The 14573-nt window shown below is 55.6% G+C and carries 17 protein-coding genes; all 17 read left to right on the top strand.

Going from position 1 to position 14573, the window contains the following annotated elements; all coding sequences use genetic code 11:
- Positions 1-9 precede the first annotated feature (9 nt).
- On the top strand, positions 10-228 hold the full coding sequence (locus tag B1C78_RS08790; RefSeq protein WP_077278793.1) for a prevent-host-death protein: 219 nt from the start codon (positions 10-12) through the stop codon (positions 226-228).
- Positions 228-641, top strand: a complete 414-nt coding sequence (locus B1C78_RS08785) for a type II toxin-antitoxin system VapC family toxin (protein ID WP_077278791.1) — start codon at positions 228-230, stop codon at positions 639-641. Before B1C78_RS08790 ends, B1C78_RS08785 begins: the two co-directional genes overlap by 1 nt.
- A gap of 516 nt (positions 642-1157) precedes the next feature.
- Positions 1158-1502, top strand: coding sequence for a MarR family EPS-associated transcriptional regulator (locus tag B1C78_RS08775; RefSeq protein ID WP_139349858.1), 345 nt, complete (start codon positions 1158-1160; stop codon positions 1500-1502).
- 31 nt (positions 1503-1533) lie between these two features.
- Positions 1534-1794, top strand: coding sequence for a hypothetical protein (locus B1C78_RS17825; protein ID WP_425443967.1), 261 nt, complete (start codon positions 1534-1536; stop codon positions 1792-1794).
- A 9-nt stretch (positions 1795-1803) separates the two neighbouring features.
- A complete protein-coding gene (locus tag B1C78_RS08765) occupies positions 1804-3147 on the top strand; it encodes a flippase (RefSeq protein WP_077278789.1) in 1344 nt (447 codons plus the stop codon).
- The gene (locus B1C78_RS17375) at positions 3135-3794 is read left to right on the top strand and encodes a hypothetical protein (protein ID WP_139349857.1); all 660 of its coding nucleotides are present in this window, start codon (positions 3135-3137) and stop codon (positions 3792-3794) included. The genes B1C78_RS08765 and B1C78_RS17375 overlap by 13 nt, the downstream gene beginning before the upstream one ends.
- A 193-nt stretch (positions 3795-3987) precedes the next feature.
- The gene (locus tag B1C78_RS08760; RefSeq protein ID WP_175628262.1) at positions 3988-4617 is read left to right on the top strand and encodes a DUF268 domain-containing protein; all 630 of its coding nucleotides are present in this window, start codon (positions 3988-3990) and stop codon (positions 4615-4617) included.
- Positions 4568-5449: an FkbM family methyltransferase gene (locus B1C78_RS08755; protein WP_139349856.1), complete on the top strand. Its 882-nt coding sequence runs from the start codon at positions 4568-4570 to the stop codon at positions 5447-5449. The genes B1C78_RS08760 and B1C78_RS08755 overlap by 50 nt, the downstream gene beginning before the upstream one ends.
- Complete coding sequence (locus B1C78_RS08750) at positions 5446-6303, top strand: alpha-1,2-fucosyltransferase (RefSeq protein ID WP_175628261.1); 858 nt, start codon at positions 5446-5448, stop codon at positions 6301-6303. The genes B1C78_RS08755 and B1C78_RS08750 overlap by 4 nt, the downstream gene beginning before the upstream one ends.
- A gap of 550 nt (positions 6304-6853) precedes the next feature.
- A complete protein-coding gene (locus B1C78_RS08745) occupies positions 6854-7585 on the top strand; it encodes a glycosyltransferase family 2 protein (RefSeq protein ID WP_245795379.1) in 732 nt (243 codons plus the stop codon).
- Positions 7586-7593: 8 nt separating this feature from the next.
- On the top strand, positions 7594-8412 hold the full coding sequence (locus B1C78_RS08740; protein ID WP_077278784.1) for a class I SAM-dependent methyltransferase: 819 nt from the start codon (positions 7594-7596) through the stop codon (positions 8410-8412).
- A 23-nt stretch (positions 8413-8435) separates the two neighbouring features.
- Positions 8436-9677 carry a glycosyltransferase family 4 protein gene (locus B1C78_RS08735; protein ID WP_077278783.1) on the top strand — a complete coding sequence of 414 codons (1242 nt, stop codon included), beginning with the start codon at positions 8436-8438 and terminating at the stop codon, positions 9675-9677.
- A 387-nt stretch (positions 9678-10064) separates the two neighbouring features.
- Positions 10065-11195: a GDP-mannose 4,6-dehydratase gene (gmd, locus tag B1C78_RS08730; protein ID WP_077278782.1), complete on the top strand. Its 1131-nt coding sequence runs from the start codon at positions 10065-10067 to the stop codon at positions 11193-11195.
- The gene (fcl, locus tag B1C78_RS08725; RefSeq protein WP_077278781.1) at positions 11188-12156 is read left to right on the top strand and encodes a GDP-L-fucose synthase; all 969 of its coding nucleotides are present in this window, start codon (positions 11188-11190) and stop codon (positions 12154-12156) included. Before gmd ends, fcl begins: the two co-directional genes overlap by 8 nt.
- Before the next feature lie 20 nt (positions 12157-12176).
- Positions 12177-12917, top strand: a complete 741-nt coding sequence (locus B1C78_RS18050) for a glycosyltransferase (protein WP_077278780.1) — start codon at positions 12177-12179, stop codon at positions 12915-12917.
- A gap of 3 nt (positions 12918-12920) precedes the next feature.
- Entirely contained in the window at positions 12921-13856 is a 936-nt protein-coding gene (locus B1C78_RS08715; protein WP_077278779.1) for a glycosyltransferase family 2 protein, read from the top strand.
- A 224-nt stretch (positions 13857-14080) separates the two neighbouring features.
- On the top strand, positions 14081-14573 hold a 493-nt coding region (locus tag B1C78_RS17370), incomplete at its 3' end, for a glycosyltransferase (RefSeq protein WP_139349855.1).

Raw genomic sequence — 14573 nt, 5'->3', positions numbered from 1 at the left:
ACGCGGACGATTGCGCTGGAGAAGGGGCCGGTGCACGTGATCCAGCGCAATCGTCCGCGTTACGTGATCCTGAGCGAGGAGTCCTACCAGCGTTTGGCGGCGGGTGTCGAAGTCCGGGGACGGCTGTGGCGTCGGTTGCTGGAAGACGATGCAACGCCAGTCGCGCCCCGAAGCCGGGAGGATCTGGACCGCGAATTGCAATCGGAGCGCGAAGGCTGGTCCGGTTGATGCTGGCGTTCTTGGATGCCAGTGCCATCATCTACCTGCTGGAGGGCGATACCCGTACCCGAGAGGCGGTTCGCCAGGTGCTCAGAGATCTGGAGCAGGGCGACGTCCCTCCGGCGCTGGCGGTGTCCTCGTTGAGCCGGCTGGAATGCCGCGTGCGCCCGCTGCGCGAATCGAACACCCGGGTTCTTGATCAACTGGATGCGTTTTTCGGCGACCCGGGGTTGTCGGTCATCGCGCTGGATACGGCCGTTCTGGACAAGGCAACGGAGCTGCGTGCGCACCATGGCCTGCGCACACCCGACGCTATCCAGGCCGCGTCCCTGCTCGCGGTCGACCCGGAAGGCGCCTTCGTGACGGGCGATGGCGATTTTAAAAAGGTGCCGGGCCTGCGCGTCCATCAGATTCCACGTTGACGCGCAAATACGCGTACGGCGTCATCCATCCGCGCCGGTAGACCCCATGGATTGCATCGCAATCCATGAAGTCTTCGGGATCGGTCAATATCTGCGCCAAAAAAAGATCCTTCTGCGTACTTAAAGTCAATCGGAACCACCAAAGCCAAGGGAAACTCCCCATCCCCAAGCGGCCATCCAACTGACAACTGACAACTGACAACTGACAACTGACAACTGATTATCCACTCGTCGGGAAAACTCCCTCGCTCGGGGATGAGCATGAGAGGGCCTATGCCCCTCTCATCGTGACCGCAGAGTCCGTAACCGGCGGATTTGCCATCAGATTAACGAAATGCACCCCCCCAACTGACAAGCGCCAAACCCCAATGACAAGGCCCATGGCTGCAGCCCAGAACCCTTTCATTCCTAAGGCTTTCATGTTCAAATTCCCTGCGTTCAAAATGTGAACGCAGGGCTATACCGGGTGGTATATCCCTGCGGTAGCCTGCCCGAAACCCGCTTACCGACCCCCTCTTGACCCACGACGAAGCCCACTACCGGGTCCTGCGCATGCTGCAGGACAACCCGGACATCAGCCAGCGCGAACTGGCGGATGCGCTAGGGGTATCGGTCGGCAAGGCACATTACCTGTTGCGTGGCCTGATCGAGAGGGGCTTCGTGAAGGCGGGCAACTTCCGCCGCTCCAACCACAAGCTGGGCTACCTCTACAAGCTCACCCCATCAGGCATTCGGGAAAAGCTTAACGTCACCCGCCGCTACCTTGCGCGCCGCGAGGCGGAATACAAGTCAATCCGCGCCGAGATCGAGTCGTTGAGAGCCGAGATGGAAGCCGCTGCACGATCCGGAGGGGATTCGTGAGCGGTGGCACTGGATGTTCCACGAAAGATTCTTGACCTGCTCTCTCCTGCAGAACGACGCCGTGGGTCTGTTGCTCTGCATGATCACGGTGATGGCGCTGCTGGAGGTAGTGGGTGTCGCTTCCATCATGCCGTTCATGAGCGTACTGGCCAACCCGGAAGTGGTTGAAACAACTCCCCACCTCAATACCGTCTATACCGTCCTGGGTTTCGAAGAGCCGCGTACTCACCTGTGCTTCCTCGGCTGGGTGGTTTTCGCTACACCGCCCCTCTCCGTCGCAGTTCAAGTGTAGATCACCGTCTTGAACCTCATCCCCGCCTTTATTCACCGTCGCATCGCGCATCGACCGAATCTGGTCAAGATTGTCGATAATATCGGTTGGTTGTTTTTCGACAAGTTCTTGCGGATGGGCGTAGGGCTGTTCGTCGGCGTTTGGATTGCGCGTTATCTGGGGCCAGACCAATTCGGTCTACTTAGCTTTGCTATGGCGCTCGTCGGCCTGTTCGGCGCGATCGCTGGCCTTGGCTTACAGGGCATTGTCGTGCGCGACATCGTGCGGGATCCGGCGTGCAAGGAAGAAACTCTGGGCACTGCCGCTGTGCTGCAATTGATCGGGGGCCTCATTGCCTATGGCTTGATCCTTGGTTTCATCTTTTGGCTTAGGCCTGAGGACACGCTAGCTAAGATACTGGTAGCAATTCTTGGTGCGGTGACGCTTTTCAAGGCGTCGGATGTGGCAGTGTACTGGTTTGAATCTCAGGTGCAATCCAAGTACACAGTTTGGGTGCAAAATAGCGCGTTCATGATCTTTTCGGCCATTAAGATTGCCTTGATTCTGAACAATGCCCCGCTAGTCACCTTTGCGTGGGCCATGATGGCCGAGGCACTGGTGGTGGCAGCAGTGTTGTTTGTAATACTCGGTCTTCGTGGCCCGAAGTTGCAGCACCTGTACGCAACACTTGCGCGGGCGAAGAGGCTGTTGTGCGATAGCTGGCCGTTACTGTTGTCCGGAATGGTGCTGATGGTCCAGGCACGAATAGACCAAGTCATGCTGGGTCAAATGGTCGGCGACTATGAGGTGGCGCAATACAGCGTTGCGTTACGGATAATTGAGACGGCCGCCGTCAGTGCATTGATACTAAAGAGTACATTTACGCCAACAATAATCGGGGCCAAGGACATCTCGAACGAAAGCTATCTAACCAAGCTGTCCGCTTTCTACAAGCTAAATGCGCTAGTGGCAATCTCGATCGCGTTGCCAATCGCAATACTCTCCTATCCGATCGTGAGCCTACTCTTTGGTGCCGATTATGTCGGGGCCGCTCCTGTGCTCGCCCTAATGACGCTGCGACTATTCTTTGCGCATATTGGAGTGCCTCGCGGAATCTTCTTGCTGAGTGAGAATTTACTAACTTACTCCGCCGTCACTATGATCGTCGGTACCATTTTCAATATATTGTTAAATTATCTGTTGATACCCGAATACGGTGCAATGGGTGCAACCTTCGCAAGTCTATTGTCATTCGCAATAACGATTATTTTAATCGATATACTTTACAGAAGAACAAGAATGAACACGATGTTAATGTTACGATCGACCATTACCTGCGGATCACTACTACGGAGAAGATCATGGGTATTGTGAATTCTGGTATTCCTATCGAAGAAGCAACGTATCTTCGCGATACCATGGGTCTCCGTGTCGCTGTTGAAGGCGGTACTTATAGAGGTGGTACTACGAAGTTATTGAGTGGACTTTTTGAAAAAGTATATACGATCGAGAAGTCGCGCCAAATGTATGAAGAATCCATGCGAAACTTGGCTGGCATCGCTAATGTTCAAATGCTCCTCGGTGATACAAGGACAAACCTGCGAACTATCCTTCAGTCCGAAGACGAGATTCTGTTCTGGCTGGATGCCCACTGGAGTGGTGGAGAAACCTACGGCGAACAAGACGAGTGCCCCATAATCGAAGAGTTGGAGCTAATATTAAGCTCTAACCTAAGTAAATTTGCCATCATGATAGACGATGCGCGTTTATTCATGGCGCCACCCCCAGCTCCGCATAACTATGAGGTTTGGCCATCTCTGACTGATATCATGGCTGTATTGCCAAAAAATTTTGATATGATCATTTGGAATGATGTGATTTTTCTAACACCAAAAGAGTTGATATTTCGTAAGCATATGCAGACGCGAGCAACATACGAGTGGATGAATGGTCCCCATAGATATGGGCGAGGTTTCAAGAGTGGCCTGCGTAGTGTTTTGCGTTTGATGGGAAGGAAGTAGAATGTCCAAAGTACCAGCGTCTCAGAGATGGAGTTGGATGCGGCGCAGTCGTGACAGCCTACAGGCCTTGTTAAGATGCGTCATGGCTATTCAGATCAATCCGTACCTAATCTTCCGTTCTTTGATCGCGCTTCCGCGCTACATCCAGGCACGGAGGATTTTCCTAAAGTCCTCGAGGTCACGAGACTGGCCGATGGAACTCTATCCGGTTCTACTGGATTGGGGCGACGAGTCCGCGAATCTAGGAGAGTACTTTTGGCAAGACCTCTACGTCGCCAAGAGAATTATCGACGAGGGGCCAATGCGTCATGTCGACGTTGGTTCTCGGGTCGACGGTTTCATAGCTCACTTAGCATGTGTCCGGGTTGTAGAGATCTTCGATATTCGCCCACTTTCTTCAAAGATCGAGAATGTGTTTTTCACGCAATGGGATATTACAAAGCCTCACGACGATTACATTGAGATATCCGATTGTGTGTCTTGTTTGCATACCTTGGAGCACCTTGGGTTAGGTCGCTATGGAGACGGCATTGACGTGGAAGGGTGGAGAAAGGGCCTTTCGTCGTTGGCAAGCCTGGTTCGATCAGGGGGAGGGCTATGGCTGTCTGTCCCTGTTGGCGCGCAGCGAGTGGAATTCAACGCGCACCGCGTGTTCGCACCTGCAACCATTCGCGATGAGGCGATACGACACGGTCTGATGATCTCGGAGTTCCATTACTTGCAGAACCAGAAACTCGTTCGTTCAGAGTCTATCGAAGAGGACTTCATGCGGCTTGCTGGCGTTCGATACGCGCTCGGAATTTATCATTTTCGGAAGATCTAGTATGTTAACAAGAGCGACGTTTAACATTTTGTCCGGGTTCGTCGCCCGCAGTGAAAAGGCTGTAACCGCGGTGTCATTGCTCTGTGACCGCATCAAGGGTTTGGAGTATGGATCGTACTCTGTTGCAGACGAAGCGGCCTTAGCCGCTTCCTTCATTGAATCAGAGATTTCGGGGGGAATGATTATCGATGCGGGCGCGAACAGGGGCGACTACACTCGCGCAGTCGTGGACTCTGGGGTGAAGATTGGGAAGCTCATTATGATCGAACCGGCTCCGAGTTTGCGTGGGGCCTTGCAGGAGTTGGTCAAAGGTAATCGAAAACTCGTGTTGGAACCCACCGCAGTGGGGTCAACGGAGAGCCGTCTTCCTCTATTTTTTGATGAGGCGGGCACCGGCCTCGCTTCCCTTTATCAGCGAGATGTGTCGCATGTCGGGCGTTCGATGGAACAGTCGGTATCGGTTCCCGTAACAACTCTCGATCAGATCGCCAAGAAGCATGGAATCAACAGAATCGATTATTTGAAGTTGGACCTGGAGGGGCATGAGTTGGAAGCGCTTAAGGGAGCAAGACGGCTGCTGAGCGAACAACGAATCAAAGCGCTTTCATTTGAATTTGGTGGGTGCAATATTGATTCACGAACCTTTGTGAAAGATTTTTGGCATCTCTTGGTGAGGGATCATCGCTTTACGTTCTATCGCCTTGTGCCAGGCCGGCGTCTATTACGGTTAGATCGATATTCGGAGTCCTTGGAACGCTTTAACTGGCAGAACATTTTAGCCTGTGCGCCGGGGATCACACCCCAATGGCAAATTGTTCGGTATCGCGCGTGATCATACTGTTTGAATCTGGTCGTCTGGGAAACCAACTCTTTCAGTATGCAGCGTTGAGAAAACTCTATCCAGACGAAAAATTGATATTTCTTGGCGGCGAAGATCTTGGTAACTTGCTTTTGGATTGTGAAGCCTCGTTCATTGAGCGCAGTAGATTTCCTAAGTGGCTGCCAATTGGCTTTCTTCAGAGATCATTTTCTTCTTTTGCAAAGATGAGGCTCGTCAATTGTATCCAGGAGGTTCGCGATGGTTCAGGATACTCTATTCAACAAAACATTGGGTTGATGCCTAGATTGTATTTTTTACAAACGTCTTATTTTCAACATCGGAGTATCATTGAACAGATCACTCCGCGATTGAGGATCAGGCCCGCATTGTTGAGCGAGGCGAGGCAATGGCTTCGTGGGCAGAACCTTGAGGATGAACGGCACAAGTTGATCTTTGTGCACATTCGTCGTGGTGACTATATCAGTTGGCCGAGTCGCGAGTATCCCGCCGTGCTCGGGGCGAGGTGGTACCGTCGCGCGATGAATGAAATGCGGGAAATGATGATCGAACCACGGTTTTTAGTTATGACAGATGACGTATATTATGCGCAGGATTTGTTCGAGCACGAACAGGATGTTCATATCTCGTATAATACACCGTTCGTGGATTTGGCGCTGATGTCTTTGTGTGACCATGGCATCCTTTCAGCCAGCTCATTTGCTTGGTGGGGCGGGTGGTTTTCGAGGCAACGGAACGATGAACGAAGCGACGGGCGTTTCCTCGCGCCGCGGTATTGGGCTGGACATCGGGCCATGGCGTGGTATCCGGACGGATTTGAATCGGACTGGATTAGGTATATCGAATGAAGTGCCGCTACTAGAGTAGAAGTTGTACTCTACGTCAACGGAGTGGGCGGGATAGGCGATCTTAGCGTCGAGTTGTAAGGTCCGCTGATCAGGGTCCATGTCGGGAGCTCGATAAATGAAGCGCGTTCGCTAATCAGGATGTCGGAACGGTGTGGGTACAGCTTTATCTCCAGTTGGTGCGAAGTGATGCGGCTTTGTCTCCTGATTGTTGGGTGGATTGGCTCTAGACAGTGGGTCCGTACCGCAAGGCGCATTGCACTCGATTGTTACTACGCTTGAGGTGGTGGGCAGAAATGATCGTTCCTGTGACTTGCACAATATGACTTCACCGACTTCTCTGCCGGATTCGTTCAACACGGGTATATTGTTTCTTGTTTTTAACCGTCCGGATACTACTTCTCTTGTGTTCGAGGCAATTCGACGTGTGAGGCCGTCTCGACTTTACGTAGCGGCAGACGGTCCGCGTGAAGGGCGTCAGGAGGATTCGGAGCGGTGCGCTCGAGTGCGGGAGATCGCAACGGCTGTGGACTGGCCGTGCGAGGTGAGGACTTTGTTTCGAGATACGAATCTGGGCTGCAAGCACGCGGTGAGCGGCGCTATTGATTGGTTTTTTTTGAATGAAGAGCAGGGGATCATCCTGGAAGATGACTGTTTGCCACATCCGGATTTTTTCTTGCTCTGCGTCGAATTACTGGAACATTACGCTAACGATGAAAATGTATCGGTGATAACTGGGAACAATTTCCAGAACGGACGAAAGCGCGGAGATGCGTCGTATTATTTTTCGAAGTATAACCATTGCTGGGGCTGGGCGACTTGGCGGCGGGCCTGGGCGCTCTATGAAGGCACAATCCCCTTTTGGTGCGAGTGGTCTCAGTCCGGCGACTGGATTGAGAAGACTCCAGACCCTGTCGAACGAAGGTACTGGGCTCGAATTTTCGACCGGGTTCAGGCGGGTGAGATCGATTCATGGGCCTATCCCTGGACGGCTTCAGTTTGGCACAAGGGAGGGCTTACCGCGACCCCGAATGTCAACCTCGTCAGCAACATCGGATTCGGGCCGGATTCCACCCATACCGCATCTGTTGATAGCCCGTTGGCGGCGATGGCGACAGCCCCATTGGGAGAACTCGTCCATCCGGACGCAGTCGCCCAAGATATAGCCGCCGACCGCTACGTCTTCAACCACACCTTTGGCGGCAAAGCTCAGCGATTCCCGTGGTCTGTGCCCCGTCGCGCGGCGGGCTTTCTCTACCGTCGATTGAAACGGAGCCGAACCTGATTACTGACTTGACCCCATGGATTGCGCCGGACGACCTGGCGCTGATATCGGCTGATGAGCAGTCATGGCTGGCCGGCGTCTTCGAACGATTTGGCGGTTTTCCTAACCTTGAGCAGGTTTGGCAGGTGATGGACGAGCCATGGCGTGACTTGGACTGTGACCCCGAGGTGATGGATGATCGAATTGGTGCCTACTATTCGCATCCGGTGTGGCTTTTGAACGGGCTTTTCATTGAGCAAGATCCAGAATCGCTTGAGAACCGAAGACAATTTACCGATTGGGTTGCCCAACAGAATCCGCGTCGAGTCGCCGATTTCGGTGGTGGGTTCGGTGGTTTGGCCAGAATGATTGGAGAAGCCTGCCCTGACGCAGATGTGGAGGTCATCGAGCCCCATCCCCATCCAGCAGCTATTGCGCGGACAGAACGAACAAGAAATGTCCGCTACAGTCCGGGATTGGATAAAGACTATGACATTTTGATCGCCACGGATGTGTTCGAGCACGTGCCAGACCCGTTGGCATTGGCGGCTGAAACGGCGATGGCGCTCAAGTCGGGTGGCCGTTACCTAACAGCCAACTGCTTTCGACCCGTGATACTTTGCCACCTCCCACAGACGTTTCACTTCCGTTTCTCATGGGATAAAGCGATGAGCGCGATGGGTCTCGTCGACGAGGGCAAAGTGGGATATGGTCAAATCTTTGTTCGTCAGGGTGACTTGAATCTGGATGCCGCACGAATGATTGAGGAACGTTCCAAACGACTTTGGCGTTTCACTCAGCATCTCCCTGGCCGAATTGCGGGTCCGTTATCGAAGGCACTGGTTTGACGCGCTTCGGATCTGATATTCGAGTGCGTACCTTTCAACTCAACTACTCGGACGTCAGCGGCGGTGCCGCCCGTGCTGCCTATCGCATTCACCACGCCCTCCGTGACGCCGGTGTTGATTCAATCATGCATGTCGACAACGCGGTCGCAGGGGATTGGACAGTGGAGGGGCCAACATCCGCACGCGCAAAAGCACGAAACGCTGTACGCGGGCGTGTCGGCAGCCTCTTTCGTTATACCCTCCGCACCGGCAACCCCATTATCCATTCGCCCTCAGTCTTGCCCTCCAGTTGGCCTCGACGTCTCAATGTCAGCGACGCTGACGTGATCCATATGCACTGGGTCACCGGCGAGATGCTCTCGATCAAGGACATTGGCCGCATCCGCAAGCCAGTGGTTTGGACTCTGCACGACATGTGGGCCTTTTGCGGAGCTGAACACTACACCGAAGATGATCGTTGGCGGGTGGGGTACAGGCGCGATAATCGACCCGGACATGAGGCCGGCTTTGACCTCAACCGCTGGACGTGGAGGCGCAAGCGCATACACTGGGAGCATCCGCTGCATATGGTCACGCCTAGCCGGTGGCTGGCCGACTGTGTTCGCCAGAGTGCCCTGATGAGCGATTGGCCCGTCTCGGTGGTGCACAACGTCATCGACACGGCCCAGTGGCAACCCGTCGAGCCGTCAGTCGCCCGTGAGCTACTCGGTCTTCCGCGGGACGTTCCGTTGCTCCTGTTCGGTGCCATGGGCGGCGGGTGCGATCCGCGCAAGGGCTTTGATCTGCTGCTGGCGGCGTTGGCGCACCTGCGGGGGGAGGTGGATGGGCTGGAGTTGGTGGTCTTCGGTCAGCTTCCACCGCGCGAGCCGGTGGATCTCGGCTTTCCGATCCACTACATCGGCCACCTCCACGACGATGTCAGCCTGCGATTGCTCTACAGTGCCGCCGACCTGCTCGCCATCCCTTCGCGGCAGGACAATCTGCCCAACACGGGTGTTGAGTCGCTAGCTTGCGGCACGCCGGTCATAGCATTTGACACTTGCGGATTGCCCGATATCGTCAGCCATCAACACAACGGCTACCTGGCCCAAGCGTTCGACCCGGTCGATTTTGCCCAAGGGGTGCGTTGGGTAATGAAACAGCGTGCCACCGGCGGCTTGCGTCAGGCCGCCCGTCAATGTGCCGTGGAGCGCTTTTCCCCCGACGTGGTGGTACCGCAGTATCTTGACGTCTACCGGCAGGCGATGGAGGTGCAGGGCACATGAATACCCCTGGGGCCGCACTGGCGGTGGATGGTGAAGGCGATGTGGATAAACTGACGAAGGGGACATCGTCTGCACTCGGTTAGTCTTCGTTATTTCCACGCGGTGGCTGTACTGCCCAGATGATGGTGGCCGAAGCGCGGCCTTCAATCTGGGAAATGGGGGCGGGTTCTAGGTGCAAGAGGCGATTGAAGCGACGACGGGCGGCACCATTGAGGAGGTGGATGGGCCGCGACAGGAATGCGGCCCGTCCGGACGAGTCACTGACGCCGCGGCGGTGCAGAATGTTATGGACTGCTCGGTACAAGACACGCGGCTGGACCCTGGTGTGGCAAATGTCTGCAAGGCGGTCAGATCCATCTTGGTTGATTGATTTTGAGGGCAACTGATTTGAGAAAAGCACTCATCACCGGCATCACCGGACAGGACGGCTCCTACCTGGCCGAGTTTCTACTGGAGAAGGGCTATGAGGTTCACGGCATCAAGCGCCGCGCCTCCTCGTTCAATACCCAGCGTATCGACCACATCTACCAGGATCCACACGTCGAAGGCCAGAACCTAATCCTTCACTACGGAGACCTAGCGGACTCCTCCAATCTCACCCGTATCCTCCAGGAGGTGCAGCCGGATGAGGTCTACAACCTGGCAGCCCAGAGCCATGTGGCGGTCAGTTTTGAGTCACCGGAGTACACCGCCGATGTCGTCGCCCTCGGTACTCTGCGGCTGCTGGAGGCGATTCGTCTGCTCGGAATGGAAAGGAAGGTGCGCTTCTATCAGGCCAGCACCTCGGAGCTGTACGGTCTGGTGCAGGAGACACCTCAGCGGGAGACCACGCCCTTCTATCCGCGTAGCCCCTACGCCGTGGCCAAACTCTATTCCTATTGGATTACGGTGAACTACCGCGAGGCCTACGGCCTGTATGCCTGCAATGGCATCCTCTTCAATCACGAGTCGCCGCGACGGGGTGAGACCTTCGTCACCCGCAAGATCACCCGCGGCCTGGCCAATATCGCCCAGGGCCTGGAACCGTGCCTCTACCTGGGAAACATGAACGCCCTTCGAGACTGGGGTCATGCCCGCGATTATGTGCGCGTGCAATGGCTAATGCTCCAACAGGAAGCGCCAGAGGACTTCGTCATCGCCACCGGCCGCCAGTGCTCGGTGCGCGAGTTCGTGCGCATGAGCGCCGACGCGTTGGGCGTCACCCTGCGCTTCGAGGGCGAGGGAGTCGATGAGGTGGCGGTGGTTGAAGCTGTGGCCGATGTGGAGTGCGCGCCGGGGGTTCGGGTGGGTGACGTCATCGTCCGCGTCGACCCGCGCTACTTCCGTCCGACCGAGGTGGAGACGCTGCTGGGCGATCCCACGAAGGCTCGGGAGCGGCTGGGCTGGGAGCCTGAGATCACTCTGGAGCAGATGTGCCGGGAGATGGTGGAAGAGGATCTGAAGGCGGCCCGCCGCAATGCGCTCTTGAAGGCCCACGGGCTGGAACTGCCGCTGCCATTGGAAAACAACCATGGTTGAACAACCGCGGGTCTTCGTCGCCGGCCATCGCGGGATGGTGGGGCGGGCCATCGTGCGCCGTCTGCAAGCGCTAGGCCATGAGGCGATTATCACGCGGGGACGGGATGAACTCGATCTGCTTGATCAGCGGGCGGTGCACGATTTCTTCCGAGAGCAGTCCATCGACCAGGTCTATCTGGCGGCGGCCAAGGTGGGGGGCATCCACGCCAACAACACCTATCCGGCCGATTTCATTTACGACAACCTGATGATCGAGGCCAACGTTATCCATGCCGCCTTCCAGGCCGGCGTGCGTAGGCTTCTCTTCCTCGGCTCGTCGTGCATCTACCCGCGCGACGCGCCGCAGCCCATGGCCGAGGAGATGTTGCTCACCGGCCCGCTGGAACCGACAAACGAGCCCTATGCCATCGCCAAGATCGCCGGCATCAAGCTGTGCGAGAGTTACAATCGCCAGCATGGCACCGACTATCGCAGCGTGATGCCCACTAACCTCTACGGCCCCTACGACAACTTCCACCCCGAGAACAGCCACGTGATCCCGGCACTGATCCGCCGCTTTCATGAGGCGCAGGAGCGCGGCGACGGCGAAGTGTTGATCTGGGGCAGCGGCGTGCCACGCCGGGAGTTCTTGCATGTCGATGACATGGCAGCGGCCAGCGTGCACGTGATGGAATTGCCCAGAGAGACCTATGAGTCCCACACCACGGCCATGTGCTCGCATATCAATGTGGGGACGGGGAGGGACTGCACCATCCGAGAACTGGCGGAGACGATTGCGAGTGTGACTGGGTTCCGGGGGCGTCTGCGGTTTGATGCCAGCCGCCCGGACGGAGCGCCGAGGAAGTTGCTTAACGTGGAGCGTATAAAGAAACTCGGTTGGCAGGCGTGTGTGAGTCTGTCAGATGGGCTTTCACAAACGTATGCCTGGTACCGTTCTCATTGCGGCCCACTGAGCAAGTAAAACTGAACTCCAGATCGCATATGCCTACGCTGAGCATAGTGACAGCCACTTACAACGCAGCGAGTGTCTTACCGCAGCTGATCGAATCCCTTCTAAGCCAGACGGACCCGGATTTCGAGTGGGTGGTGGCGGACGGTGGGTCGACAGATGAAACACTTGATTTGTTGGCGGAAGCCAGCTCATCTCTCGCATGCGTTGTTGTGGACTCAAGGCCGGATTTTGGCATTTATGATGCGCTGAATCGTGCGGTTCGTAAGGCTACGGGGGAGTACTACCTCGTGGCCGGTGCGGACGATATCTTTTTTCAAGACGCCGTATCCAATTACAAGAAGGCCATTTCTCAGGCGGGTACGGATTTCGTTACCTCGCGCATCCGGTCGGGTAGGGGGGTGCGGGGACCAAGGGTGCTCCGGTGGTCATGGCTATATGGACCGTTTGCATATGTAAGCAGTCACGCTGTCGGTCTTGCAACACGTCGGACTTTACATCAGGTACATGGTTACTATGACAGGCAACTTCCTGTCGCTGCAGATCAGTTATTTATCCTCCGCGCGATTAGATCAGGTGCCACCGTTAGCTATCACGAGTTCGTGGCGGGCCGCTTTGAGAGCCAAAATGGTGCAAGTGGTCAAGACGTTCTCGGCTGCCTGCTCGAAGGCTATCGAGCACAAGTCGCAACAGGCCACTCGCTCCTGGGGCAAACCCTGCTCTTGTTTCTGCGCATGCTGAAGAACTGGCGCCGTTTGCAAGTCCGAAGATAGCGCATGTTTTCAGTAGTAATACCTCTCTACAATAAAGGGCCACATATCCGTGAGACCCTGGACAGTGTATTGAAGCAGACGCACTGCCCGCTGGAAATCATTGTTGTCGATGATGGATCAACGGATGACGGTCCGGCAATCGTGAGCACTTACGCGGACCGTGGCGTTCGTTTGGTTAGTCAGTCCAACCAGGGCGTGAGCGTCGCTCGTAACACTGGGGTAACGCATGCCAGCGGCGACTATGTGGCATTTCTCGACGCAGATGATCGATGGTTGCCGAATCATCTTCAAGTGGCGTGGCATCTCGTGACGGAATATCCCTCGGCTGCACTATTGACCACGGCCCATCTGATTGAGCGCGAAAACCGGACCTTTCGCCCGCGCTCGACATTTCCAAACGGCTGGGAGGGCATTGTTCCTGATTTTTTTTCCTCTTATGCGCAGGGGCTTTCTTTAGTGAATTCATCGGCTGCGATTGTCAGGCGCGATGCGCTCGACTCTGTTGGCGGCTTTCCGCAAGGTGTCCGTCGCGGTGAAGATATCATCGTCTGGGTCAATCTTGCGCTGAATTATCCAGTGGCGCATGCGGCGGTTTTCACAGCCATCTATAACCAGCAGGCGGTGAATCGGGCGGAGGGGATTGTGGAAACCGAGCCCCCCGGATCTCTTCAGCATCTTTGTGCACTTATGCAGCAACAGGCGGGCTCGCCACAACAGCAGCGCGGCATTCGAAGGCTTTTTGACAGCATCGCCTTCTTCACCGCGGCTGGGTTTTGTTTGAATGGTGACCGCACTGGTGCAACGGCAATAAAACGCCTCTCGATTCTGTGTCATCGGTACAAGCTCGCGTTCAGCATTGCGGTGCTAACCTTGTTTCCCCGGTCTTTTCTGAAGATCGCGCGGCGTTATCGGCACCAGCAGGTTGTAGGTGGTGGTTAGCGCGTGCCAGGCTGCCCGGGGTTCGCTAAATTTGCGACGATCCGACTCTGGCTTCGGTTGGAGAGTGGCCTTACTTGCGAGGCCTGGGCGGAAGACGGTGTCCCAGGTACCGATTAGCTGCGCATACCTGTTTCCCATTCTAACTTGAAGGCGTACTTGTGAAGTTGCTCTATTGCATTACTCGATCGGATACGCTTGGTGGGGCGCATATTCATGTTCGGGACATGGCTGCGTGGCTCCATGAACAAGGGCACAACGCGACTGTGGTCGTGGGTGGAGAGGGCCCTTTCTGCGATGCCTTGGAAGAACGGAAAGTGCCTTATATTGTGAGTGAGTATCTCAGTCGGCCCATTCATCTGGCCAGGGATGCGCTCGCGGTGGCAGAGCTGCGGCGGATTTTCCGGCGAGAGCATCCGAGTCTCATTACACTTCATTCGGCAAAAGCCGGACTTGTGGGTCGGCTCGCCTCAATTGGGTTGAATGTGCCTGTCTTGTTCACTGCCCACGGATGGTCTTTTACCGAGGGAGTCTCGCCTCGTAAGGCTCGCTTGTTCCGATTTCTGGAGCGAGCGGTAGCGCCGCTCGCAGAGCGCATAATAACAGTGTCCGAATATGATCGGTCACTGGCCATTGATGCAGGAATTGCATCTGCGGAGAGATTGAAGACTATTCATAATGCCATGCCGGACGTGCCGTCCCGCGCTACTCCGGGAAATG

Origin of the sequence: Thioalkalivibrio denitrificans, assembly GCF_002000365.1 — a bacterium.
Lineage (GTDB): Bacteria > Pseudomonadota > Gammaproteobacteria > Ectothiorhodospirales > Ectothiorhodospiraceae > Thioalkalivibrio_A > Thioalkalivibrio_A denitrificans.
This window is presented reverse-complemented; position numbering and strand designations above follow the sequence as displayed.

Excerpts from the sequence above, each read along its gene's own strand:
- B1C78_RS08785 (WP_077278791.1), top strand. The coding sequence starts at position 228 with ATGCTGGCGTTCTTGGATGCCAGTGCCATCATCTACCTGCTGGAGGGC.
- B1C78_RS17375 (WP_139349857.1), top strand. The coding sequence starts at position 3,135 with ATGGGTATTGTGAATTCTGGTATTCCTATCGAAGAAGCAACGTATCTT.
- B1C78_RS08760 (WP_175628262.1), top strand. The coding sequence starts at position 3,988 with ATGGAACTCTATCCGGTTCTACTGGATTGGGGCGACGAGTCCGCGAAT.
- fcl (WP_077278781.1), top strand. The coding sequence starts at position 11,188 with ATGGTTGAACAACCGCGGGTCTTCGTCGCCGGCCATCGCGGGATGGTG.
- B1C78_RS18050 (WP_077278780.1), top strand. The coding sequence starts at position 12,177 with ATGCCTACGCTGAGCATAGTGACAGCCACTTACAACGCAGCGAGTGTC.
- B1C78_RS08715 (WP_077278779.1), top strand. The coding sequence starts at position 12,921 with ATGTTTTCAGTAGTAATACCTCTCTACAATAAAGGGCCACATATCCGT.